Source organism: Microbacterium sp. PRF11, from assembly GCF_031844085.1.
Taxonomy (GTDB): Bacteria; Actinomycetota; Actinomycetes; order Actinomycetales; family Microbacteriaceae; genus Microbacterium.
The window spans coordinates 1,082,469-1,105,023 of the sequence record NZ_JAUZUP010000001.1 but is presented as its reverse complement, the minus strand read 5'-3'; the positions used below and the strand labels follow the sequence as shown (position 1 = coordinate 1,105,023).

The 22,555-nt window shown below is 71.0% G+C and carries 28 protein-coding genes; 23 read left to right on the top strand and 5 right to left on the bottom strand.

What is annotated here, in order from left to right; translation table 11 throughout:
• Nucleotides 1-79 precede the first annotated feature (79 nt).
• From Q9R20_RS05210 to Q9R20_RS05195, 4 genes are all read left to right on the top strand, one after another.
• On the top strand, nucleotides 80-364 hold the full coding sequence (locus Q9R20_RS05210; RefSeq protein WP_311248305.1) for a hypothetical protein: 285 nt from the start codon (nucleotides 80-82) through the stop codon (nucleotides 362-364).
• The gene (locus Q9R20_RS05205) at nucleotides 361-798 is read left to right on the top strand and encodes a BLUF domain-containing protein (RefSeq protein WP_311248304.1); all 438 of its coding nucleotides are present in this window, start codon (nucleotides 361-363) and stop codon (nucleotides 796-798) included. Before Q9R20_RS05210 ends, Q9R20_RS05205 begins: the two co-directional genes overlap by 4 nt.
• 117 nt (nucleotides 799-915) lie before the next feature.
• Entirely contained in the window at nucleotides 916-1,515 is a 600-nt protein-coding gene (locus Q9R20_RS05200) for an NAD(P)H-dependent oxidoreductase (protein ID WP_311248303.1), read from the top strand.
• A 97-nt stretch (nucleotides 1,516-1,612) separates the two neighbouring features.
• Complete coding sequence (locus Q9R20_RS05195; RefSeq protein WP_311248302.1) at nucleotides 1,613-2,272, top strand: Pr6Pr family membrane protein; 660 nt, start codon at nucleotides 1,613-1,615, stop codon at nucleotides 2,270-2,272.
• On the opposite strand, the gene Q9R20_RS05190 is transcribed toward Q9R20_RS05195, so the two are convergent.
• The gene (locus Q9R20_RS05190; protein WP_311248301.1) at nucleotides 2,269-2,955 is read right to left on the bottom strand and encodes an SGNH/GDSL hydrolase family protein; all 687 of its coding nucleotides are present in this window, start codon (nucleotides 2,953-2,955) and stop codon (nucleotides 2,269-2,271) included. The two genes, Q9R20_RS05195 and Q9R20_RS05190, sit on opposite strands and share 4 nt — an antisense overlap.
• Nucleotides 2,956-3,051: 96 nt before the next feature.
• Nucleotides 3,052-3,630 carry a YdeI/OmpD-associated family protein gene (locus Q9R20_RS05185; protein WP_311248300.1) on the bottom strand — a complete coding sequence of 193 codons (579 nt, stop codon included), beginning with the start codon at nucleotides 3,628-3,630 and terminating at the stop codon, nucleotides 3,052-3,054.
• 103 nt (nucleotides 3,631-3,733) lie between these two features.
• Between Q9R20_RS05185 and Q9R20_RS05180 the strand changes: the two genes are divergently transcribed.
• Both Q9R20_RS05180 and Q9R20_RS05175 read left to right on the top strand, forming a co-directional pair.
• On the top strand, nucleotides 3,734-4,096 hold the full coding sequence (locus tag Q9R20_RS05180; protein ID WP_295840256.1) for a hypothetical protein: 363 nt from the start codon (nucleotides 3,734-3,736) through the stop codon (nucleotides 4,094-4,096).
• A gap of 206 nt (nucleotides 4,097-4,302) precedes the next feature.
• Complete coding sequence (locus tag Q9R20_RS05175) at nucleotides 4,303-5,064, top strand: SDR family oxidoreductase (RefSeq protein WP_311248299.1); 762 nt, start codon at nucleotides 4,303-4,305, stop codon at nucleotides 5,062-5,064.
• A gap of 10 nt (nucleotides 5,065-5,074) precedes the next feature.
• Here the strand turns inward: Q9R20_RS05175 and Q9R20_RS05170 are convergent, their stop codons facing one another.
• The gene (locus tag Q9R20_RS05170; RefSeq protein ID WP_311248298.1) at nucleotides 5,075-5,770 is read right to left on the bottom strand and encodes an FCD domain-containing protein; all 696 of its coding nucleotides are present in this window, start codon (nucleotides 5,768-5,770) and stop codon (nucleotides 5,075-5,077) included.
• A 166-nt stretch (nucleotides 5,771-5,936) separates the two neighbouring features.
• Here Q9R20_RS05170 and Q9R20_RS05165 point away from each other — a divergent pair, with 166 nt between their 5' ends.
• From Q9R20_RS05165 to Q9R20_RS05120, 10 genes are all read left to right on the top strand, one after another.
• Nucleotides 5,937-7,535 (top strand): ABC transporter substrate-binding protein, encoded by a 1,599-nt coding sequence (locus Q9R20_RS05165; RefSeq protein ID WP_311248297.1) that lies wholly within the window; start codon nucleotides 5,937-5,939, stop codon nucleotides 7,533-7,535.
• A 61-nt stretch (nucleotides 7,536-7,596) separates the two neighbouring features.
• Nucleotides 7,597-8,553: an ABC transporter permease gene (locus Q9R20_RS05160; RefSeq protein ID WP_311248296.1), complete on the top strand. Its 957-nt coding sequence runs from the start codon at nucleotides 7,597-7,599 to the stop codon at nucleotides 8,551-8,553.
• Nucleotides 8,554-8,556: 3 nt separating this feature from the next.
• Nucleotides 8,557-10,605: a dipeptide/oligopeptide/nickel ABC transporter permease/ATP-binding protein gene (locus Q9R20_RS05155; protein ID WP_311248295.1), complete on the top strand. Its 2,049-nt coding sequence runs from the start codon at nucleotides 8,557-8,559 to the stop codon at nucleotides 10,603-10,605.
• On the top strand, nucleotides 10,602-11,393 hold the full coding sequence (locus Q9R20_RS05150; RefSeq protein WP_311248294.1) for an ATP-binding cassette domain-containing protein: 792 nt from the start codon (nucleotides 10,602-10,604) through the stop codon (nucleotides 11,391-11,393). Before Q9R20_RS05155 ends, Q9R20_RS05150 begins: the two co-directional genes overlap by 4 nt.
• 22 nt (nucleotides 11,394-11,415) lie before the next feature.
• A complete protein-coding gene (locus Q9R20_RS05145) occupies nucleotides 11,416-12,363 on the top strand; it encodes a dihydrodipicolinate synthase family protein (protein ID WP_311248293.1) in 948 nt (315 codons plus the stop codon).
• Nucleotides 12,363-13,307: an ROK family protein gene (locus Q9R20_RS05140; protein WP_311248292.1), complete on the top strand. Its 945-nt coding sequence runs from the start codon at nucleotides 12,363-12,365 to the stop codon at nucleotides 13,305-13,307. Before Q9R20_RS05145 ends, Q9R20_RS05140 begins: the two co-directional genes overlap by 1 nt.
• Nucleotides 13,304-13,993 carry an N-acetylmannosamine-6-phosphate 2-epimerase gene (locus tag Q9R20_RS05135; protein WP_311248291.1) on the top strand — a complete coding sequence of 230 codons (690 nt, stop codon included), beginning with the start codon at nucleotides 13,304-13,306 and terminating at the stop codon, nucleotides 13,991-13,993. The genes Q9R20_RS05140 and Q9R20_RS05135 overlap by 4 nt, the downstream gene beginning before the upstream one ends.
• Complete coding sequence (gene nagB, locus Q9R20_RS05130; RefSeq protein ID WP_311248290.1) at nucleotides 13,993-14,769, top strand: glucosamine-6-phosphate deaminase; 777 nt, start codon at nucleotides 13,993-13,995, stop codon at nucleotides 14,767-14,769. Before Q9R20_RS05135 ends, nagB begins: the two co-directional genes overlap by 1 nt.
• The gene (locus tag Q9R20_RS05125) at nucleotides 14,766-15,716 is read left to right on the top strand and encodes a DUF4862 family protein (protein ID WP_311248289.1); all 951 of its coding nucleotides are present in this window, start codon (nucleotides 14,766-14,768) and stop codon (nucleotides 15,714-15,716) included. Before nagB ends, Q9R20_RS05125 begins: the two co-directional genes overlap by 4 nt.
• Nucleotides 15,713-16,867, top strand: a complete 1,155-nt coding sequence (locus Q9R20_RS05120; protein ID WP_311248288.1) for an N-acetylglucosamine-6-phosphate deacetylase — start codon at nucleotides 15,713-15,715, stop codon at nucleotides 16,865-16,867. Before Q9R20_RS05125 ends, Q9R20_RS05120 begins: the two co-directional genes overlap by 4 nt.
• 62 nt (nucleotides 16,868-16,929) lie before the next feature.
• On the opposite strand, the gene Q9R20_RS05115 is transcribed toward Q9R20_RS05120, so the two are convergent.
• The gene (locus Q9R20_RS05115; protein WP_311248287.1) at nucleotides 16,930-17,643 is read right to left on the bottom strand and encodes a TetR/AcrR family transcriptional regulator C-terminal domain-containing protein; all 714 of its coding nucleotides are present in this window, start codon (nucleotides 17,641-17,643) and stop codon (nucleotides 16,930-16,932) included.
• Nucleotides 17,644-17,796: 153 nt separating this feature from the next.
• Entirely contained in the window at nucleotides 17,797-18,609 is an 813-nt protein-coding gene (gene aqpZ / locus Q9R20_RS05110) for an aquaporin Z (RefSeq protein ID WP_311248286.1), read from the bottom strand.
• A 323-nt stretch (nucleotides 18,610-18,932) separates the two neighbouring features.
• Here aqpZ and Q9R20_RS05105 point away from each other — a divergent pair, with 323 nt between their 5' ends.
• The 7 genes from Q9R20_RS05105 to Q9R20_RS05075 are packed head-to-tail and all read left to right on the top strand — an operon-like array spanning nucleotide 18,933 to nucleotide 22,309.
• Nucleotides 18,933-19,406 carry an Asp23/Gls24 family envelope stress response protein gene (locus tag Q9R20_RS05105; protein WP_311248285.1) on the top strand — a complete coding sequence of 158 codons (474 nt, stop codon included), beginning with the start codon at nucleotides 18,933-18,935 and terminating at the stop codon, nucleotides 19,404-19,406.
• Nucleotides 19,403-19,591, top strand: coding sequence for a DUF2273 domain-containing protein (locus Q9R20_RS05100; protein ID WP_311248284.1), 189 nt, complete (start codon nucleotides 19,403-19,405; stop codon nucleotides 19,589-19,591). Before Q9R20_RS05105 ends, Q9R20_RS05100 begins: the two co-directional genes overlap by 4 nt.
• Nucleotides 19,588-19,980, top strand: coding sequence for a hypothetical protein (locus Q9R20_RS05095; protein WP_311248283.1), 393 nt, complete (start codon nucleotides 19,588-19,590; stop codon nucleotides 19,978-19,980). Before Q9R20_RS05100 ends, Q9R20_RS05095 begins: the two co-directional genes overlap by 4 nt.
• Nucleotides 19,980-20,558: a DUF6286 domain-containing protein gene (locus Q9R20_RS05090; RefSeq protein ID WP_311248282.1), complete on the top strand. Its 579-nt coding sequence runs from the start codon at nucleotides 19,980-19,982 to the stop codon at nucleotides 20,556-20,558. Before Q9R20_RS05095 ends, Q9R20_RS05090 begins: the two co-directional genes overlap by 1 nt.
• Nucleotides 20,558-21,145 (top strand): hypothetical protein, encoded by a 588-nt coding sequence (locus tag Q9R20_RS05085; RefSeq protein ID WP_311248281.1) that lies wholly within the window; start codon nucleotides 20,558-20,560, stop codon nucleotides 21,143-21,145. Before Q9R20_RS05090 ends, Q9R20_RS05085 begins: the two co-directional genes overlap by 1 nt.
• Before the next feature lie 19 nt (nucleotides 21,146-21,164).
• Nucleotides 21,165-21,902 (top strand): Asp23/Gls24 family envelope stress response protein, encoded by a 738-nt coding sequence (locus Q9R20_RS05080; protein WP_311248280.1) that lies wholly within the window; start codon nucleotides 21,165-21,167, stop codon nucleotides 21,900-21,902.
• Entirely contained in the window at nucleotides 21,899-22,309 is a 411-nt protein-coding gene (locus Q9R20_RS05075; protein WP_311248279.1) for an MFS transporter permease, read from the top strand. Before Q9R20_RS05080 ends, Q9R20_RS05075 begins: the two co-directional genes overlap by 4 nt.
• Nucleotides 22,310-22,555: the final 246 nt, after the last annotated feature.

Here is a 22,555-nt window from a genome sequence, read left to right as displayed (position 1 = left end):
TCAAGGCCGGCTCGATGTCGGAGGGCGCGGGTACGGTCGCTCGTGCCCGTTTCCATCTCGGGCAGAAGGAGAGGCGAGCATGATGTCTCCCGATCGCCCCGGCGCCGGAGTCGTGTGGGCGCGCGTCGAAGAGGGCTTCCACGTGGGCAGCCAGAACGGGGTCTTCCTCGGCTACATCGACCGCCAGCCCGGCGGTGCATTCCTGGCCTACGACGGCCGGTCCCGAATGGTGGGGCGTTTCGAGGCCCTGACCGCGGCGATGGCCGCCGTCACCAACGGACAGCCGCCCCAGGAGGCCGAGATCACCCTCACCGAGGTCCGCGTTCCCGCCCCGCGCACCGTCGACGGCGGGAAGGTCTCGTGAACGCGCCGCTGGTCTCGGTCGCCTACGTCAGCACGGCGACGCAGCCGTTCGACGACGCGAGCCTGAGCGACCTGCTCGCACAGAGCCGGCGGTCCAACCACGAGCACGACCTCACGGGGATGCTGCTGTACCGCCGGGGACGCTTCTTCCAGGTGCTCGAGGGGCCGAAGGATGCCGTTGACGAGCTCATGGCGAAGATCGGTGCCGACGAGCGTCACACCGACGTGCGGATCCTCCTGGAGGAGCGGCTCGACGAGCGCCGGTTCGAGGAGTGGACGATGGGTTTCGAGCCGATCGGCATCCCCTCGACTCCTCTTCCCGAAGGGTTCCGTGACACCTTCGACGATCTCGAGTCGGACGACGATGACGCGAGCATCCGGGCGGTGCGGGAGCTGACCGTGTGGTTCCGCGCCCGCACCTCGACGGAGAGCTGACCGCCCTTCAGGAGAGCCCGCGGACGTCGGGCATCGCACGGCGACCGAGCCGTCAACCCCGTCGTCTGCCGCTGTGATGGGCGCCTACGGTGCCCTCTCCGAACAGAAGGGCACTCCATGACGACCGCACTCGCACTCAACTGCACGCTCAAGCCGGGGGACGCACCCTCGAGCACCGACAAGCTCCTCCGGGAGGTCGCGGCGCAGCTCGCGCACCACGACATCGCGACCGAGGTGGTGCGCGTGGTCGATCACGATGTCCGTCCCGGCGTCGAGAAGGACATGGGTGAGGGCGACGCCTGGCCGCAGCTGCGGGCGAAGATCCTCGCGGCCGACATCCTCGTCTTCGGTACTCCGACCTGGGTGGGCCACATGTCGTCGGTCGCGCAACGCGTTCTCGAGCGGCTCGACGCCGAACTCGGCGAGACCGACGACGACGGCCGCCCGATCCTCTTCGGCAAGGTCGCCGTCGTCGCCGTCGTGGGTAACGAGGACGGCGCGCACAAGATCGCCGCCGACCTGTTCCAGGCGCTCAACGACGTCGGCTTCACCGTCCCCGCGCAAGGCGCCACGTACTGGAACGGCGAGGCGATGCAGGGTGGGGATTACATCGACCTCGACGAGACGCCCGCACCGGTCGCGGCCACCAATGCCACTGTCGCCGCCAACGCTGCGCATCTCGCCCACGTGCTGGAGATCTCGGACTATCCGGCGTGACCCCATCGGCCGCGCGGGTCGGGCGGCGCCGGCCCCGGCCTCCGCGCCGACCGACACCGCGACCGGCCGAGCGCCGGAGGCGCGATAGCGTCACCGCATGACCTCGAGCCCCGTCCCCGTTGCGGCCGACCCCCGCGCGCGAGCGATCGCGCGCATCGTCGCCGGTGTTCTCGTGCTCGCCGTCGTGCTCCACGCCTTCTCGCTCCGTATCGCCGTGGGCGACGGCAACCCGTTCGACTTCTTCGGCTACTTCACGAACCAGACGAGCACCCTCACCGCACTCGTCCTGATCGCCGTCGGTGCGACCGGCGCCGCGCGCCGGGCCGTGCCGACGTGGCTCGCCATCGGCTGGGGCGTCGGCGCTGCGTGCCTGATCGTCGTGGCCGTGGTCTACAACGGGCTCGTCCCTGGCACCGGATCGGCGCCACCCTGGGTGAGTGGCATCCTGCACGTGGTCTTCCCCGTGCTCGTCGTCGTCGACGTCGCCACGGCCCGTGATCGCCCGCGGCTCGCGTGGCGGTGGCTCGGATGGGTGCTGCCCTACCCGCTCGTGTGGATCACCGTCGTTCTCGTGCGCGGGGTGACCGACGGCTGGGTTCCGTACGGTTTCCTGCTTCCCGAGCGCGGGCTCGCCTCGCTCGTGCTGCACGTCGCGGGCATCCTCGCTCTGCTCGTGCTCGCGGCCACCGGGGTGTGGGCGCTCACCCGGATCCGGATGCCGCTGCCGCGACCGTCGGCTTCTCGTCGCGGCCGCTAGAGCGGGGGATCGAGCGCGCGGAGCGCGGCATCCATCTCTTCGGCCATGTGGGCGTAGCCGGTGTCGTTCGGGTGGAGTCCATCGCCCGCCATCCAGCTGTCGGCCGCGTCGGCGTAGTGGCCGTCCAGCCACCGGCTGGCGCCGACGATGTGGTCGGCGTCGATCCGGGCCGCCGCGTCGGCGACCCATCCGGCGATGACGTCGACCGACGCAGGGCGGTCGGCGGTGTACCAGAACGGTTCGACGACCACGATGCGCGCGCCGGGGAGTCCGTCGCGCAGGCGCTGCAAATCGCTGTCGATGGTCCGATGGATGCGGTCGGCGGCGCTGTCGTAGCTGAAGTTGTCGTTCAGGCCCATCGTGACGAAGACGATGTCGGGGTCGTCGGCGATGATCTGCGCGGGGATGTCGTCGAGCCCGGGCCCCATGCGGTCGCGTCGATTGACGAAGCCCAGGCCGTTCTCGCTGCGGTTGATCTCCTGCCACCCGCGCGCGGCCGAGACGATGGTCGACCAGCGCTTCTCCGAGGAGCTCGCACCCGTGCCCCGCGTGTACGAGTCGCCGTAGAAGGCGACGACCCGGCCGTCGCCGGTCGTCGCGGGCGCCGCGTCGGTCGCGCAGCCGGTCACGCCGAGGAGGAGGGATGCCGCGACCACGAGGCCGAGGATCCGTCGCGCACGCATGAGCCCATTCTCACCCGCCCCGGAACCGCTGGGTCGGTGGTGCGAGCATCCGGTCGGGCCGGGTCGGGTGCGCGACCATCCGATCGGGCCCCCGACTTACGGCGTGGGCGGCTGCGCGGAGGCGGCGAGACGAGCGACGTGGCGAGAGATGCGCGCGGCGCGCAACGTATGGGTGGACGCCGTCACGATCGGATGCAGCACCGAATACCGCTCCGTCTTGCCCAGGGCCTCGAACGCGCGCGCCGCGGCGGGCTCGTCGTCGAGCGCCGCCCGCAGGTCGGCGGGCACCTCGATCGTGGCCGACCCGGCGTAGGCCCGTTCCCAGCGACCGTCCGCCTGCGCGCGGGCGATCTCGGCGGCCCCGCGCGGGCGCATCCGGCCCTCCTCGACGAGCCGGGCGACGAGGTCGACGTTTCGCGTGGACCACAGGGACCGGGCACGGCGCGGCGTGAAGTGCTGGCGGAAGGTCACGGCATCCCGGGACTGCTTTCGGCCGTCGATCCAGCCGCTGCACAGCGCCTCGTCGAGGGCCTGCGCGTACGTCAGTGTCGTCGGCTCGGTCGTGCCCTTCTTGGCGAGCACCAGCCAGACCCCGTCGCTGTCGTCCTCGTTCGCGTCGAGCCAGTCTCGCCAGTGCACTGCGTCGGCGACGGTCAGTTCCGGTGGTTCCGCCATGGTCGTCCTCCCACGTCGGACACTAGCGCGTGGGCCCTATCGGATGCGGCGACGCATTGGCAAGCGGCCTGTCCCCGGTCCCCGCCCCCGCCACGATGGGCGGATGCGATGTGTGACGTACGCCGGTGAGACCGTGACCACGACCGACGACGTCGCGGAGGCGCTCGTGCAGCTCACCGCGTCGATCGCGGCGGACGGACAGGCCGAGGCGGTCAGCATCCCGATCGTCACCTCCGACGGGGAGATCGAGGAGGCCGAGCTCGTCATCGGCGTCGGCAACGACGTGCTCAGCGCCCCCGCCGACGACTGGAGCGGCGACGAACCCGACTTCGCGCCGGCCGCGGAGGAGCTCCGCCGGCACAAGCGCTTCCCGCAGGCTCCCGCGATCGCGCACGAGCAGACGGTGGACACCGACAACCCCGACGCGTTCTGGGATCCCGACCTCGAGGGCTTCACCCGCGCCTGACCCCCCGCATCTCCGGGGGGAGCTCGTCAAGCCGCGCCACCACGCCGCGGGGCAGTCGTAACGTGAGCGGTCCACGTCGGACGCGACCGGTTCATCGCCCCGACGTGCGAGCCCCGGACAGTCCGGGCGGCACCGCCGTTTCGCGGTCGTCGCCCGGACGCTCGATCCCGGATGCCGTTTCCCCCGGGCTCGACGAAGATGAGGTGATGCAGCATTCCCTCGTCACCGGCGCCTCGCGCGGAATCGGCCGGGCGATCGCCATCGCCCTCAGCGAGCGGGGCGACCGGGTCGCCGTGCATTACGGGCGCGATCGCGACGCCGCGGCGGAGACCCTCGCGGCCCTCGCGGGCGAGGGGCACGTCGTGATCGGCGGCGACCTGTCCGACCGGGACACTGCGCGCGACGTGGTCGAGGAGACGCTCGCCGCCTTCGGACGCATCGACGTGCTCGTCAACAACGCCGCGATCGCCCCGGCGCCGGACACCTCGCATCCGATCGACACCGTGCCCTTCGGAGACTGGGACCGCATCTGGCAGCGGATGCTCGACGTGGACCTCCGGGCGCCGGCGAACATGTCGTTCCTCGTCGCGCGCGCGATGATCGAGCGCGGGCACGGCGGGGCGATCGTCAACGTCGGCTCGCGCGGAGCGTTCCGCGGTGAACCTGAGTTCCCGGCCTACGGGGCGGCGAAGGCGGGGCTGCACGCGATGGGGCAGTCGCTCGCCGTGGCGCTGGGCCCCCACGGCATCTCGGTCACGAGCGTCGCCCCCGGGTTCGTCGGCACCGACCGGCAGCAGGACAAGCTCGGCGGGGCGGAGGGGGACGGCATCCGGGATCAGAGTCCGTTCGGGCGAGTCGCCACCCCGGCGGAGGTGGCGGATGCCGTGGTGTACCTCAGTGCACCGAACGCCCAGTGGGCGTCGGGGGCGATCCTCGACCTGAACGGGGCGTCGCACCTGCGGACGTGAGCGACCCCGCTCAGCCGCGTGTCGCCTCGGCGGCGAGGGAGCGCTGCAGCGGCTCGTAGTGCGAGATCACGGCCTTCCGGTACGCCTCGACGTCACCGGCGAGTGCGGCATCGAGCATCTCACCGTGCGCGACGGCGGTCTGACGGATGTCGTCGGGCATCGGGATCTCGAGCAACGGGATGACGGCGGTGTGCACGTCCCAGAATGCGCCGACCAACTGTTCGGCCAGGCGATTCCCCGTGGCGGCGAACAGCGTGGTGTGGAAGGCGCGGTCGGCCTCGAGAAAGCTCTCGCCCCGGTCGGCGCGTCGGACCATCTCCGCGACGAGGGAGCGAAGAGCGTCCGCATCGGCGCCGCCCGCGCTGGCGCGGGCCACCACCAGATCGGCCAGTGCGAGGTCGAGCGCGACGCGGACCTCGACGACCTCGCGCAACGCCTCCATCGACCCGTCCGGTGAGAGGACGCCGCGGAAGACGAGGGCTTCGACCATCGGGTCGAGGGACATGCCGCCGACGAAGGTGCCGTGGCCGTAGCGCACCTCGACGATGTCGAGGGTCGCGAGCGTTCTCATGGCCTCTCGCACCGATGAGCGCGAGACGCCCAGGGTCTCGCACAGTTCGGCCTCGGTGGGCAGCAGATCGCCGGGCTTGAGGTCACGGGTGAGGATCAGCTGCTTGATCTGATCCGCCGTCGTGGATCTGCGCATGCGCGACGAATTCCGGTCTGCCATGACCATTCGATGCTCCATCCCCTGCTTCTCACCGCTTGGAGCGGTTCACGTTTCGGCTTTGTATTTCGCCGACATTCGTGAGTATAGTGCGTCAGACGTCAGATGTCCTCACGACGCCCGAACCATCCACACAGGAGTGACCATGTTCCGAAACCCCCTGCGCCGACGCACGCGCCGGGTCACCGCGCTCGTCGCCGGTGCCCTCGTCGCCAGCGTCGCGCTCGCCGGTTGCGGCGCGGGCGGCACCACCGCCTCGAACAGCGCGACCGACGCCCCGATCGACCCGAACGCCACGATCGAAGCGGGGATCTCGTACTCGCTCAACGGCAGCTTCGACCCGATGGTCGCCTCGGGCGCCGTCACCGTAGCCGCCAACTGGCACATCTTCGAGGGACTCGTCGATCTCGACCCCGCCACCAAGCAGCCCTACGCCGCTCTGGCGGCCGATCTGCCGGTCCAGAAGAACGACACGACGTACGACATCGACCTGCGCGAGGGGGCGACGTTCCACAACGGCGAGCCCGTCACCGCCGACGATGTCGTCTACAGTTACCAGCGCGTCCTCGACCCGGCCAACGGGTCGCTGTTCACCTCGTACGTGGACTTCATCGACTCCGTCACCGCCATCGACACCGACACCGTCGAGATCACGACGAAGTACCCGTTCTCGCTGCTCAACGAGCGTCTCGGCATCGTCAAGATCGTGCCGAAGGCCCTCGTCGAGAGCGAAGGCGCCGAGGCGTTCGGCAAGACCCCCGTCGGATCGGGCCCCTATTCGCTCGTGTCGGCGGTGCCCGAAGACAAGCTCGTCTTCGCCCGCTACGACGGATATAACGGCCCGCGCCCCGCGAAGGCCGCCGGCATGAACTGGAACCTGCTGTCCGACTCGGCCGCTCGCGTCACCGCGATGTCGTCGGGCACCATTCAGGCGATGGAGGACGTCCCCTACATCGACGCCGATGGACTGGCCTCGACCGCGAACGTCGAGAGCGTGCAGTCGTTCGGCCTGCTGTTCATGATGTTTAACACGCAGGCGGCGCCGTTTGACGACGTGCGCGTGCGTCAGGCGTTCCACTACGCCCTCGACATGGACAAGATCATCTCGACCGGCATGCTCGGAAACGCCATGGCGGCGACGTCGTTCCTGCCCGAGGGCTACAAGAACTACAACGAGGCCTCGACCGTCTACTCCTACGACCCCGACAAGGCGAAGGAGCTTCTGGCCGAGGCCGGCGCGCAGAACCTCTCGATCACGCTGCTGTCGACCGACACCGGCTGGGTCAAGGAGGTCGCCCCCCTCATCAAGGAGTCCCTGGATGCCGTGGGTGTCAACGTCACGCTCGACATCGGTCAGTCCTCGGCGCAGTACGCGAAGGTCGACGCGGGGGAGTACACCGCGATGATCGCCCCCGGTGACCCCTCGGTCTTCGGCAACGACCCCGATCTGTTGATGAACTGGTGGTACGGCGCGAACGTGTGGACGCAGAAGCGCACGCACTTCGCCGACCAGCCCGCGTACGCCGAGCTGCGCTCCCTGCTCGACCAGGCCGTTCAGCAGACCGGCGACGAGCAGCAGCAGACCTGGAACAAGGCCTACGACCTCATCGCCGACCAGGCCGTGCTCTATCCGCTGTTCCACCGCAAGCTCCCGACCGCCTGGAACGGTCAGCAGCTCGTCGGCTTCCAGCCGGTCCCCACGACCGGCCTGTCGTTCCTCGACGTGGGCGTCGCCGCCCAGTGATCCCCGGTGGGGGCGCGCCGCCCGCGCGCCCCCACCCCACCCGCTCAGGAAGGAGCGGTCCGTGTCGCACACGCTCCGCCTCGTCGGCCGCCGGCTGCTGCAGCTGCCGCTGATGATCCTCGGCATCACGTTCCTGGTGTTCTTCGTGATGTCGTTCTCCCCGGTCGATCCCGCGCGCAACGCGCTGGGCGAGACCGCCTCCCCCGAGGCCCTCGAGGCCTACCGGAACGCGAACGGCCTGAACGACCCGCTGTTCGTCCGCTACGTCGCATTCCTGCTCGGTCTGCTGCGCGGCGATCTGGGCACTTACTCCGCCCGGTCGCTGCCGGTCGGCGACGAGGTGGCCCGAGCCTTCCCGGTGACGCTGTCGCTAACCTTCTTCGGTCTGGCCATCGCTGTCGTCCTCGCGTTCGTGCTCGGAGTGCTCGCCGCCGTCTACCGCGACCGCTGGCCCGACCAACTCATCCGCGTGCTCAGCGTCTCGGCCCTGTCGACTCCGTCGTTCTGGCTCGCGATCCTGATGATCCAGCTGTTCACGCTGCAGTTGCGGCTGCTGCCTGCATCCGGACCCCTCCCCGACATCCTCGACGACCCGGGCGGATGGATCGCGCGCATGACGCTGCCGGCCGTGGCCCTCGCGATCCCGGTGATCGGCCAGCTCTCGCGCGTCGTGCGCACCTCGATGGTCGAGGAGCTCGATCGCGACTACGTCCGCACCGCCCTCGGCGCCGGCATCCCGCGCGTCATCGTGGTCGCCCGCAACGTGTTGCGCAACGCCCTCATCACGCCCGTGACGGTGCTGGGGCTGCGCATCGGCTACCTGCTGGGCGGGGCCGTGGTGATCGAGGTCATCTTCGCCATCCCCGGCATGGGAACCCTCATCCTCAACGGCGTCACCAACAACGAGCCGAACCTCGTCCAGGGCGTGACCCTGGCCGTCGCCCTCGCGTTCGTCGTCATCAACATCGTCGTCGATCTGCTCTACGTCCTCATCAATCCCCGAATCCGGGCGGTGTAACCCATGCGACGCACATTGACCGAGCGCCTGTCGCTCCCCGGGCTGCGGTTCGGCCGCCTCCCGATCGGCACCACCATCTGCCTCGCCCTCATCGCGATCGTCGCGCTGGTGGCGGTGTTCGCTCCGCTCGTCGCGCCCTACGATCCGCTCGCCTCGGGGCCCGCCGTGCAGCCCCCCGGGCCCGAGCACTGGTTCGGCACCGACCGCCAGGGCCGCGACATCTTCTCGCGCCTGGTCTACGGAGCCCGGTACTCGCTCTCGATCGGTCTGGGCGCGACCATCGCGGCCCTGATCGCCGCCGCGGTCCTCGGCACGATCGCCGCCACCGCGCCGCGCTTGATCGCCGAGACCCTCATGCGCGTGATGGACGTCATCATGTCGTTCCCCGGCATCGCGCTCGCCGCGGTCTTCGTGGCCGTGTTCGGTCGCTCGCTGCCGGTACTGATCCTGACGATCGCGTTCCTCTACGTGCCGCAGCTGACGCGCATCGTGCGCGCCAACATCCTCGACCAGTACGGCGAGGACTACGTCTCGGCCGTGCGAGTGATCGGCTCGTCGGCCCCGCGCATCATCGTCAAGCACGTCGCCCGCAACACCCTCGCCCCCGTGCTGGTGTTCGCGACCGTCCTGGTTGCCGACGCGATCGTCTTCGAGGCCTCGCTGTCGTTCCTGCAGGCGGGCGTCCCCGACCCCGAGCCCTCGTGGGGCAACGTGATTGCAGCCGGCCGCAACCTGCTGATGGCGGGCGCGTGGTGGGCGACGTTCTTCCCCGGCATCCTGATCATGCTGACGGTGCTGTGCCTCAACATCGTGTCCGAGGGGCTGACGGATGCCATGGTCTCGCCGAAGGCGCGCAAGGTCACCGCCGACGCGGCCTCGACCGACGAGGCGACCACCGACCTCGAGAAGGCGGAGGCCCCGACCGGTGACGACGACGGTGCGGCACGGATCGCAGACGGCAGCGCCTACGAACGCGACTCCGTGCTCGAACCCGCCGCAGCGGCACAGGCCGCGTCGCTCGCACAGCGGCTCGAGGACCTGCGCGACCGCGAACTCGCTCGCGGGGAGCGGATGCCGTACCACTCCGACGCCGCGCCCCTGCTCGAGGTGCGCAACCTCTCGATCGGATTCCCCCGTCACGGCGACGTGAACGTCGTCGACGACGTGTCGTTCACGGTCCGCCCCGGCGAGACGATGGCGCTGGTGGGCGAGTCGGGCTGCGGCAAGTCGATCACCTCGCTCGCGATCATGGGTCTGCTCGATCCGAAGGCGCGCATCTCGGGTCAGATCCTCTTCGATGGCAAAGACCTGCTGACGATGACCCCGGCCGAGCGCAACGCCCTCCGTGGCCACGACATCGCGATGATCTACCAGGACGCGCTCAGCTCGCTGAACCCGGCGATGCTCATCCGCTCGCAGATGAAGCAGCTCACCTCACGCGGCGGCACGCGCAGCGCCGAGGACCTGCTGCGCCTGGTGGGGCTCGACCCCGAGCGGACGCTCGCGTCGTACCCGCACGAGCTCTCGGGTGGGCAGCGTCAGCGCGTGCTGATCGCGATGGCCCTCACCCGCAACCCGCGCCTCGTGATCGCCGACGAACCGACCACGGCCCTCGACGTCACGGTGCAGGCGCAGGTCGTCGAGCTGCTCAATCGGCTGCGCGAAGAGCTCGGCTTCGCGATGGTGTTCGTCTCGCACGACCTGGCCCTCGTGGCCGAGCTCGCGCACCGCATCACCGTCATGTACGCGGGTCAGGTTGTCGAGCAGGCGCCCACGCACGACCTGCTCGTGCAGCCTCTGCACGAGTACACCCGGGGACTTCTCGGATCGGTGCTCTCGATCGAGTCCGGCTCCGACCGGCTTCACCAGGTGCCGGGGACCGTGCCCTCGCCGCGCGATTTCCCGAAGGGCGACCGTTTCGCCCCGCGGTCGTCGAACCCCGAGCGCGGCCGCGATGTCACCCCCGTCCGCCGCCGGGTCGACGGCACCGACCACTACTACGCCGCGCATCCCGACGATGCGCCCGTCGCCCCCGTAGGAGGTGTGCGATGACCGATCCCGTCATCGAACTGAGAGACGTGCACGTCCGCTTCGCGACGCGCCAGTCGGGACTGTTCCGCAGGAGCTACGTCGATGCCCTCGCCGGAGTCTCGCTCGCGGTGCACCGCGGGTCGACCCTCGGCATCGTCGGCGAGTCCGGCTCGGGCAAGTCGACGGCCGCGAAGGTGCTGATCGGCCTCGAGAAGCCGACCTCGGGCGACGTGGTGTTCGCCGGTCGACCGGTGCGTGACTTCTCCACTCGGGTGCGGCGCGAGCTCGGCGGCATCCTGTCCGTGGTCTTCCAAGATCCCGCGACCGCGCTGAACGCCCGCATGTCCGTGCGCGATGCCTTGCTCGATCCCATGCAGGTGCACCGCATCGGCAGCCCGAACGAGCGGCAGAAGCGCGTGAGAGAGCTGATCGGCCTGGTGGGCCTGCCCACCTCGGCGCTCGACGCCCTGCCCGGCCAGCTCTCGGGCGGTCAGCGTCAGCGCGTCGCGATCGCCCGCGCCCTCGCCCTGAACCCGCAGGTGATCGTCGCTGACGAGCCCACCTCGGCGCTCGACGTGTCGGTGCGCGCGCAGATCCTCAACCTGCTCACCGATCTCAAGCGCGACCTGGGCCTCGGCATGGTCTTCATCTCGCACGACATCCAAACCGTGCGCTACCTCTCCGACGAGATCGCCGTCATGCACAAGGGCCGCGTCGTCGAGGTCGGCTCCGCCGCCGACGTCTTCGACGCCCCCTCCGACCCCTACACCCGCTCGCTCCTGGGCGCCGCGCCCTCGCTGCTCGCCTGACCACAGAAACACGGATCCCCTCATGAACCACTCGTCCTCCACGACCCGCTTCTCCGGCGTCGTCCCTCCCGTCGCCACCCCGCTTCGCGCCGATCGCTCGATCGACCACGCCTCGCTCGAGCGTCTCGTCGACCACCTGATCGCCTCGGGCGTGCGCGGCCTGTTCGCCCTCGGCTCGACGGGCGAGACCGCGTACTTCACCGACGCCCAGCGCGTCGAGATCGTGCGCACGATCGTCAGCGCCACCGCCGGTCGCGTCCCGATCATCGCCGGGGCGATCGAGCTCACCGCTCCGCGCATCACCGAGACCGCCCGCCGGCTCACCGCCGAGAGGGTCGACGCGATCGTCACCACCGCCCCGCTCTACACGTTGAACTCCCCGATCGAGATCGCCGGCCACTTCCGCGCGATCGCGGCGAAGATCGACGCGCCGCTGTGGGCCTACGACGTGCCCGTGCGCGTGCACACCAAGCTGCCCCTCGCCCTGCTGCTCGAGCTCGCCGCCGACGGCGTGGTGCACGGTGTGAAGGACTCCTCCGGCGATGACGTGGGCTTCCGCCGTCTCGTCGCCGCCAACGCCGAGGCCGGGCGCCCCCTGCAGCTGCTCACCGGCCACGAGGTCGTCGTCGACGCGATGGCCCTCGCGGGTGCCGACGGTGTCGTGCCGGGTCTCGCGAACGTCGAGGCCGAGGGCTACGTGCGCCTGTGGGATGCCGCGGAGCGCGGTGATTGGGACACCGCCCGTGCCGAGCAGGAGCGCCTCAACCGCATCTTCGACATCGTGTTCCAGCCGCGCGGGCTCTCGGGAGACGCCACCGGCGTCGGCGCGTTCAAGGCCGCGATGGCCGCGCGCGGGCTGATCGACGACGCTTTCATGGCCGACACCGTCGAGAGCCTCGACGCCGACGCCGTGGCATCCGTGCGCGAGGTGCTCTCGCGCGCCGGAGTCCTCCCCGTCGCGGTCGCGTGATGGCCGACGCCGTCGCGGCCGTCGACATCGGCGGAACGAAGACGACCGTCGCCCTCGTCGACCCCCTCGGCGAGATCATCAACCGGGCGACGGCGTCGACCCCCGGCCGCGTGGGCGGCGCGGCGATCGTCGACCTGGTCGCGGCGCTGACCACCTCGCTGATCGACCGGCACGGCGTCGCGCTGCGCGGCGTCGGCGTCGGCACGGCCGGGGTGGTCGACACCTCGACCGGCACGATCGTCTCGGCCACCGACACCCTGCGGGGATGGATCGGGATGCCGCTGCGCTCCGCCCTCCGCGCGGCGCTCGGCGAGCGCCTCGACGCCTCGGCTCCCATCTCGGTGCAGAACGACGTCGATGCGCACGCGCAGGGCGAGTACCGCTTCGGCGCCGGCCGCGAGGCGTCGAGCCTGCTGACGGTCGCCGTGGGCACGGGGGTCGGTGGCGGAATCGTCATCGACGGCCGGTCGTGGAACGGGGCGCACCACGTCGCGGGCGAGATCGCCCACATGCCCACCCCGGGAGCGGAGCACCTGCGCTGCCCGTGCGGACGCATGGGACACCTCGAGGCGATCGGAGGGGGACTCGGCCTGCTGCGGCACTACCGCTGGCTCGGGGGCGACCCGACCGTCGCCGACACCAGAGCGGTCGCGGCCCGCGCGGCCGACGACCTCACAGCCGGGCGGGCGATCGCCGACGCCGGTGCGGCCGTGGGCCGGGCTCTCGCGGGAGCGGCGACGCTGCTCGACCCGGAGGTGATCGTGATCACCGGCGGGGTCGCCGACATCGGTCCCGTGTGGTGGCATCCGATGGAGGCCGCGTTCCGCGCGAGCGTCATCGATGCTCTCGCGGGGATTCCCGTGCGCCCCGGGGCGCTCGGGCCTGACGCGCCCTTGCGCGGGGCCGCGGCCTCGGTGTGGGCAGACGTGGCGGTGGCGGCGTGAGCGGCGGTCTGCTCGGAACCCTGCGCGGTGGTCTGATCGTGTCGTGTCAGGCCTATCCCGGCGAGCCGATGCGCGACCCCCGCACGATGGCGCAGATCGCCCGCGCGGCGGTGGTCGGCGGGGCCGCGGGCGTGCGCCTGCAGGGCCTTGACGACATCCGCGCGGCGCGCGACGTCGGCGTGCCCGTCGTGGGTCTGTGGAAGGACGGGGATGACGACGTGTTCATCACCCCCACCCTCGCGCACGCGCGCGCGGTCGCCGAGGCCGGAGCGCACATCGTCGCCATCGACGGCACGCGCCGCGCGCGGCCCGACGGACGCACCCTGGCCGAGACGATCGCCGAGCTGAAGGCCGCGCACGACGTGCTCGTCATGGCCGACTGCGGCTCGCTCGACGACGCGATCGCCGCCGAGGCGGCGGGAGCCGACATCCTCGGCACCACCCTGTCGGGCTACACGGGCGAGCGTCCGAAGACCAAGGGTCCCGACATCGACCTGATCGCCGCTGTGGTGGACGCCTGTACGCGACCCGTCGTCGCCGAGGGGCGTATCCACACCCCGGTCGACGCCCACCGCGCGAAGGGCGCCGGAGCCTTCGCCGTGTGCGTGGGAACCGCGATCACCCACCCCTCCACGCTGACGTCGTGGTTCGTCCAGGCGCTCGACGCGCACGAGAGAGAGAACTGATGGAAGTCGTCATCACCGCCGCCGACGAGATCGGCGACCTCATCGCCGACGAGATCGCCGCCCTCGTGGCATCCGCCCCCGAGACTGTCCTGGGCGTCGCGACCGGATCGAGCCCCCTGCGGGTCTACGAGGCGCTCGGCCGTCGCGTCTCCGTCGGCGAACTCTCGCTCGCTCGGGCGCGCGCCTTCACCCTCGACGAGTACGTTGGCCTCCCCGCCGGACACCCGGCGCGCTACGACGCCGTGATCCGCGAAGAGTTCGTCGCCCGGGTCGACATCGACCCCGCGGCCGTCCGCGGACCCGACGGCGACGCCGACGACCTCGATGCGGCGTGCCGGCGGTACGAGGACGAGGTCCGGGATGCCGGCGGAATCGACCTGCAGATCCTCGGCATCGGCACCGACGGGCACATCGCCTTCAACGAGCCCGGGTCCTCGCTCGCTTCGCGCACCCGGGTGAAGACCCTCACCGCGCAGACGCGTCTCGACAACGCGCGGTTCTTCGACGGCGACCTCGATGCCGTGCCTCGCCACTGTCTCACGCAGGGTCTCGGCACGATCCTCGAGGCGCGCCGCATCGTGCTGGTCGCGACGGGCGAGACGAAGGCGCAGGCCGTCGCCCAGCTCGTCGAGGGTGCCGTCTCGGCGCGCTGGCCCGGAACCGTGCTGCAGCACCACCCCGACGTCACGGTGTTCGTCGACGAGGCCGCCGCCTCGCAGCTCGAGCTCGCCGACTACTACCGCGACACCCGCGCGCACCGGTCCCTGGTCCAATGACCCCGGTCCTGGTCAGCGCCTACGCCGCCTCCCCGGCGTTCCGCGCGTGGGACCCGCACCTCGAGGGCGAGCTCATGGCGGGGCTGTGCGCCCTGCCCGACGTCGTCGGTCTCGAGGTGCCGTGGCTCGGCGGCATCCACCCCCACGACGAGGAATGGTTCCTCCGCGAGCTGCCGGCTGTCGAAGTGGCGATCACGCCCCTGCCGTGGGTGATGGGCCGCTGCGCGGCGGTGCCCGGTTACGGGCTGGCCTCCCCCGACGACGCCGGTCGACGCGCTGCCCTCGACGACCTGCGGCGCATCCGCGACGACGTCCAATGCCTCACCGAGCTCAGCCGCGCGCGGGTCACCACGGTCATGCTCCACTCCGCGCCGCGCGGGGGCGGCTCGGTCCAGGCCCTGCGATCCTCGCTCGACGAGCTCGCCGGCTGGGATTCCGCGGGCGTCCGGCTCGTGATCGAGCACTGCGATGCCGACACCGGGGCGCATCCCTCCGAGAAGGGCTTCCTGTCGATGGATGCCGAGATCGAGGCGATCCGCGCGAGCGGGGCCCCGATCGGGGTGTGGATGAACTGGGGCCGGTCGCTCATCGAGACCCGCGACCCCGCGGCGGTCACCCGGCAGGTCACGAAGGCCGCCTCGTCGGGGCTGCTCACGGGCCTCGCGCTCTCGGGGGCGTCCGACGTCGACGGGCCGTATGGCACGGCTTGGGCCGATGCGCACCTCCCCTTCGCCGAGGCCGATCCGTCGTCGCGGTCGCTGCTCAGAAACTCCGCCGCGGTCGACGCCCTGGGCGCCGCGGGCGCCGTCGACCGGCTCGGTCTCAAGGTGAGCCGTCACCCCGACGACCGTACGGCCGCCGATGTGCTGCACACGGTCGCGGCCAACCTCGATGCGATGCGTCGGGCTGCGGCATCCACCCGCGTCCCCGCACGGGCCGGCGCGTGAGTCTGCTGATCCGCGAGGCTCGGGTGATTACGGGGGAGCCCGTCGAGATCGCGCGCGGCTGGGTGCACCTCGCCGACGGTGTCGTCCGCGAAGCGGGGGCGGGTGACCCGCCACCCTCCGTCGTCTCCGCCGTCACCGACGTCGTCGATGCCCAGGAGATGGCCGGGGCGGGCGCCCTTGTGACCCCCGGCCTGGTCGACATCCACACCCACGGCGGGGGCGGCTCTGCCTTCGAGGATCCGGATGCCGCGGCTGCGGTCGATCGCATCCTCGGGGTGCACGCGGCCCACGGTGTCACGCGACTCGTGGCCTCGCTCGTGAGCGCGGCACCGATCGACCTCGAGCAGACCATCGGTGCTCTGAGCGCTGCAGCCCGGCCCGGGCTTCTCGGCATACACCTCGAAGGCCCGTGCCTCGACATCGATCACCGCGGAGCCCACGATCCCCGGGCCCTGCGGGACCCGGTCCGCCTCGACGTCGATCGCCTGACCGCCGCCGGGCGCCTCGTGCAGATCACGATCGCCCCCGAGCTCCCGGGAGCCCTCGATCTCATCCGTTCGTTCGCCGCGGCGGGGGTCCGTGTCGCGGTCGGGCACACGGGAGCCGACGCGGCGACGACCCGCGAGGCGATCGCCGCCGGGGCGACCCTTCTCACCCACGCGTTCAACGCCATGCCGCCGCTCCACCACCGCGCCCCGGGGCCGGTGGGGGTCGCACTCGCCGACGAGGCCATGACCCTCGAGCTCATCGCCGACGGCACGCACGTCGATCCGTCGCTGTTCGCCCCGCTCTTCCGCGCGGCTCCGGGCCGCATCGCGCTCGTGAGCGACGCGATGGCCGCGGCCGGCGTCGGCGACGGCGCGTTTCGTCTGGGTGGTCTCGACGTCACGGTCGCGGACGGCGTCGCACGCCTGAGCGGTACCGACACGATCGCCGGGTCGACGCTGACGCTGGATCGTGCGGTGCGCGGCGTCGCGGCCGCGGGGGTTCCCCTCGCCCAAGCTGTCGCCGCTGCCACGCGGGTGCCCGCGCGGGCGGTCGGCCGTGACCAGCTCGGCCTGTTGGAGAAGGGATGCCGCGCCGACGCGGTGGTGTGGACGCGGGGCCTCGAGCCGGTCGCCGTGTGGCGCGATGGAATCCGTCTCTTCTGAGCACGGCGGAGGATCGCCCCGCACCGACGGGACGTTCGCGCCCGTGAGAGGGCCCGGGCCGCTTACTGCGACAGCTCGCGGTCCAGACGATCGAGCAATGACTCCAGCGACACCTCGAACTCCTCCTCCGCGCGGTCCTCGCTGAGCAGGGGGCGCAGTCGAGCGACGTGGGGGAGGCCCGTTAGGTCCTGCGACCCGTCGGACTGGGGGATGTCGGCACCGCCCTCGTCGAGGGGCTCCTCCGCGGGGGCGGTCTCGGCGCCCCGGACGGCCGATTCGAGCAGCAGCTGGCCGAGGAGGAAGCTGCTGAAGGCGCGATACGCGTCGACCGCCTGCTCGTCGCGGAACCCAGCCGACAGCAGCGCGGACAGGAAGATCTCGACGACCTCGACGCTGCGCAGGGGCGGACGCAGCCACGGGGCCGCGGGGTGGCGCGTCGCCACGAGCGGGAACGCGCGCGGATGCTCGATCGCGATGCGGCGGACCTCGTGCGCGGTCACCTGGAGGAAGCGCTGCCATCCTTCGCCCGCGGCATCCTGGAGAGAGTCGATCAGGTCGCGCATGAGCAGGTCGACGACGCCCTCGAGCAGATCTTCGCGGCCGTTGACGTAGCGGTAGAGCGACATCGCCTCGACGTCGAGCTCCTTCGCGAGGTTGCGCATCGACAGGCCGGACAGTCCGCGCTCGTCGATCTGGGCGAGCGCCGCGGCGATGATCGACTCGCGACTCAATCGGGGCGTCGACGCGTCGTTCGCGCCCTGGGTGCGGCGGGCCATCTTTCTCCCCTCGTCTGCCTTCGGGGTTCCATGGTGGGCCGCCGGAACGAGACCGCCCGTCTGCTTGCGTGCGGCGGGGCGCTTTTGGTACGCGAGCGGGTCCGGAGATCCCCCACGGACCTCCGGACCCTGCTCGTGCCGGGGAGACGGGCTTTACTCGGCGACGACCCGGCGTCCGAGGGCGCGGACGATGAGACCCGCGACGGCAGCGCCCAGGATGGGAGCGACGATGAAGACCCACAGCTGCGACACCGGCAACGCACCGCCGTAGACCGCGGCTGCGATGGAGCGTGCCGGGTTCACCGAGGTGTTGCTGATCGGGATGCTGACGAGGTGGATGAGGGTGAGCGTGAGGCCGATGCCGATGGGGGCGAAGGTGACGTACTCCTTCTTCGCGGTGATCGAGAGGATGACCGCGACGAAGATGCCCGTGAGCACCGCCTCGGCGACGAACACCGACGCGAGCCCGTAACCGCCCGGGCTGCCCTCACCGAATCCGTTGCTGGCGAAGCCGGCCTCTTGCGCGGCGGCGAACGCGCCGTCCTTGCCGCTCAGGACGAGGGCGATGACACTGGTCGCGGCGATGCCGCCGACGATCTGCGACAGGATGTAGCCCGGTACGTGGCGAGCGTCGGTGCGGCCCGCGGCGAGCAGACCGAGAGTGACGGCTGGGTTGAAGTGGCCGCCGCTGATGTGTCCGACGGCCGCGATCCCGGCGACGAGGGTGAGGCCGAACGCGAGAGCGACGCCGAGGAAGCCGACCCCGGCCTGATTGTCGTCGGCGCTGGGGAAGTTCGCGGCGAACAGGGCCGTTCCGACGCCTCCGAGGACGAGCAGGAACGTTCCGAACGCCTCGGCGCCGTAGCGGGCGAGCGACGACCACTGCCTCGCGTTCTGCTTCTGCTGCTCCGCGGTCGAGTCGGCGATGGCGACGGGCTCGTTCGTTGCGTTTTTCTTCTTACCCATGGCGGGATCTCTCCTTTCAGCGGCCGGTCGTGCACCGGCGACGCGACGCAGACGAGTTCGCCCGAAGGATCGTCACGCCCGGGTTCTCCTCGGCCGTGACGGCCGCCGTCGGTTGTCAGGATGGACGCCTCACGCACGGTGCGGGATGCCTCGACTCCCGCGCCAGCACTGGGATATACGCCGTAAGCCTATGCAGCGCGATACACATTGCGACACGGAGCGCAAGCCCCGCATGACGAAAAGAACCGTCTGCTCGTCTAGGTGCCGTAGGCGACACCGCCGCCCCGGAATCACACCGGGACACACACTCGAAGGGAACCGACATGGCTGAGAACGCCTCCACCCCCGCTGCGCAGAACGTCCCGCAGGCCGCTTCGCGCGTGAACCGTCCCCTGGGCGCCCGCGGCGCCGAGACCCACACCGACGGCAAGACGACGATCGCCGACGGCGTCGTCGCCAAGGTCGCCGGCATCGCCGCCCGCGAGGTCACCGGCGTGTACGCCCTCGGCGGCGGCGGAGCTCGTGCGCTCGGCGCCATCCGTGACGCGATCAACGCCACCGACCTCACGCAGGGCGTGAAGGTCGAGGTCGGCGAGACCCAGGCCGCTGCCGACGTGACGATCGTCGTCGAGTACGGCGCGCCGATCCAGGAGGTCGCCGACCAGGTCCGCGGCCGTGTGGCGGGCGCGATCAGCAAGCTCGTGGGTCTCGAGGTCGTCGAGGTGAACGTGGACGTCAACGACGTGCACATCCCCGGCGACGACGACAATCACGACGACGACAAGCGCGTCCAGTGACCGCGACCACGAAGGGCGCCCTCGCCGGACTCGTCCTCGCGCTGAGCGCTCTGATCTTCGGATTCTGGGGCTTCATCCTCGTGGCGTTGTTCATGGTGATCGGCGCCGTCGTGGCACGCGTCACCTCGGGCGAGCTGGACTTCCGCAACATCGTCAACGCGTTCTCGGGGCGGAGCACGTCGTGACGACAATCACCGCCCCCACCCGGGCCGACAACCGCACCGCGGTTGCCGGCCCGGGCCTGCCCGCCGGCCGCGTCACCATCGCCGACCGCGTGCTGCAGAAGACGGCCGAGCGCGCCGCCGCGGAAACCATCGGCGTCGAGCAGCGCAGCGTCCGGGTCGAATTGGTCGCCGCACGCGACACGGCCCTCGTGCGCGTGAGCGCACCCTGGCCCGTCCCCGCGCTCGACGACACCGCAGCCGTCCGCGCCGCGACCCCCGTCCTCGAGGCGGCGACCGCGGCACAGTCGGAGATCCGTCGGCGTTTGACGCGTCTATTCGGGCGTGAGGTGTCGCGCGTCGATCTGACCATCTCGGGCGCCTCCGCCCCCCAGCGAAAGCGAGTGCTGTGATGAGCGACGCCGTCCTGCGTACCGTCGTGCGCCGCGAGACCCACTCGCCGCGCACCGTGGCCATGCTCGTCGTGGTCGTGCTGCTGCTGCTCGCGATCGCGTACGCCGCGGTCGAGATCGTGCTGAGCCTGACCGGTCAGCCCGCCCTGCTCGTCGCCCCCGGCGATGCCCTGAACGCGGCGGTCCAGGCGCCGACCGCTCTGCTGCCGGCGGCGTTCATCGGCGGCGGAGCCGTCGTCGCCCTGATCGGCCTGATCGTGCTCGTCGTCGCCCTCAAGCCCGGTCGACTCTCCAAGCACGAGATGACGCGCGGTGTGAACCGCGCGGTGGTCGTGGACAACGGTGTGGTCGCTTCCGCCCTGGCGCAGCACCTCAGCAATGAGTCGGGCATCGCCCGCGACGACATCGTCGTCGGCGTCGCCCACCGCTCGGTCGACGTGACCGTGCGGCCCCCGGTCGGCATCCCGGTCGACGAGGCGCAGCTGCGCCGCATCGTCGACGAAGAGATCACGTCGTACGAACTGACGCCGCGCCTGCGCGCCCACGTCCGCGTACAGCGTGCCACGAAGGAGTCCTGATGAATGCCACGCGTCGCGGTCTGAACCGCTTCCTTCTCTTCCTGGTCGCCGTCGCGCTCCTCGCCGTGGGAGCCCTCGCGCTGGCGGTGGGTCTGCTCCCCGGCGGATCCGAGGCGTGGACGAACATCGCCGGTGGATTCCAGGGATGGCTCCAGGGTCTTGGACGCGAGACCGCCGGCTGGGGGGCGTTTGCCGTCCTCGTCGTGCTCGCGATCATCCTCATCGCGATCGTGGCCGCGGCCGTCCGCGGTCGTCGTCAGGCGCCGCTGCAGTCCACCGGCAGCGCGAACGCCGAGGGGCGCATCACCGTCACCGACGGCTTCGCCTCGGAGGCGCTGAAGAACGCGCTCGGCGAGCGCGACGAGATCCTGTCGGCGCGCATCAGCGCGGGCGAGGTCAAGAACGAGTCCGTCCTGCACGTCGCCGTCACGCCGCGCCAGAACACCTCCCCGCGCCAGGTCGCCGACCACGTCGACACCCTCGTGGCGAACCTGTCCGCGCTGACCGGTCAGGACGTTCGCACCTACATCTCCATCCACTCGGGTCTGCGCGCCAAGCTCGCGCACGAGAACACCCGCGTGCACTGACACCCGACAGGAGATCGACATGACCACCGAAGCTCCCGAGCTCACCCGTCCGGCGCCCCTCGACGACGCCGCGATCGCCGTGGCCGAGGCCGCCGGCGACGTCGAGGGCGTCCACGCCCTCGGCTCGCTCCTCGGACGCGCGTCCGACGCGGTCCGCGCACGCGTGGGGCTGGCCAGCACCGCTCCCGGCGTGAAGGTCGACCAGGATCGCGCGGGCGCCGTCACGGCATCCGTCTCGATCGTCGTCGAGTACCCGCACAAGCTGCGCGAGGTCGCCGACCGCGTGCGCGAAGCGGCGCGCCGCGCCCTGGCGCCCCTCGGTTCCGATCGCGCCGACATCACCGTCACGGTGACCGGCGTCTTCGGGCCGTTCGACACCGACCCGGTCGAGCAGGCCGAGGCCGTCGCCGATGACGCGGCCGAGAGGGCGGCGGGTGCCGCCGCGGCCGTGGGGGACGCCGCGGACGATGCCGCGCGCGCGATGGGCGACGCAGCGGAGGACGCGAAGGATGCCGTCGCCGCCGGCGCCGCGAAGGCCCAGGATGCCATCGAAGCCGCGCGGGAGAACGCGGAGGCCGCTCCGGCGACCGAGACGCAGGATCGCCCGGAAGTCGACGGCCATCGTTCGTCCCCGTCGAGCGAGCGTTCCGCGGACGACGCGCAGGACGTGGTCGCCGACGCCCTCCACGATGCCGCCGAGGACATCGCCCGCGCCGCCGACGAGGTGCGCGGCACCGACCCCCACCGCGTGCCGTGAGGGCCTCGAGCGGACGGCTGATCGCCCGCCGACCCCGTGGCGTCTACATCGCCACGGGGGTCGGCGCGGTGCTGGTCGTGCTCATCGGGCTGCTGCTCTTCCTGCCGCTGACGGGTTTCCTCGCGGCGACCACCGCGAGCACCGCGGGCCTCGTGCCGTTCCCGGTCCTCTCCGTCACGCTCGTGACCCTTCTGGGGATCGTGCTCGCGGTGGGGGCGCTGCTCTTGGCCGTCACGCGGCGGCGCACCGCTGCGGCGTGGGTGTTCGCGGTCATCGCCGTGCTCGTCGCTCTGGCCGTGACCGTCTTCCCGCTCGTCGCCGTCGCCGTCGGCTCCGCCGATCGCGCGTCCGACATCGTTCCGCTCCTCGGAGATATCTGGACCCGCATCTCCGATCTCCTGCCCTGAGCGGGCCGCGATCGGCATGCGTTTTTCGCGTCCTGAATGACGGTATCCGTATTACTTAGACGCCATCTCAGTAGTGCGGAGATTGCTAGGCGCCGGTAATCGTGAAGAGTCGACAAATTTGTTTTCCGGTCAGCAATTTCCTGGCGGCCGCGGGGTCATCCGATCGTCAGAGGGTTTACTTCCCCTTCAGAATTTCGTGCATACCGCCTGTGCATCGGCTATGCGGTTATCTCCCCACGGAGACAT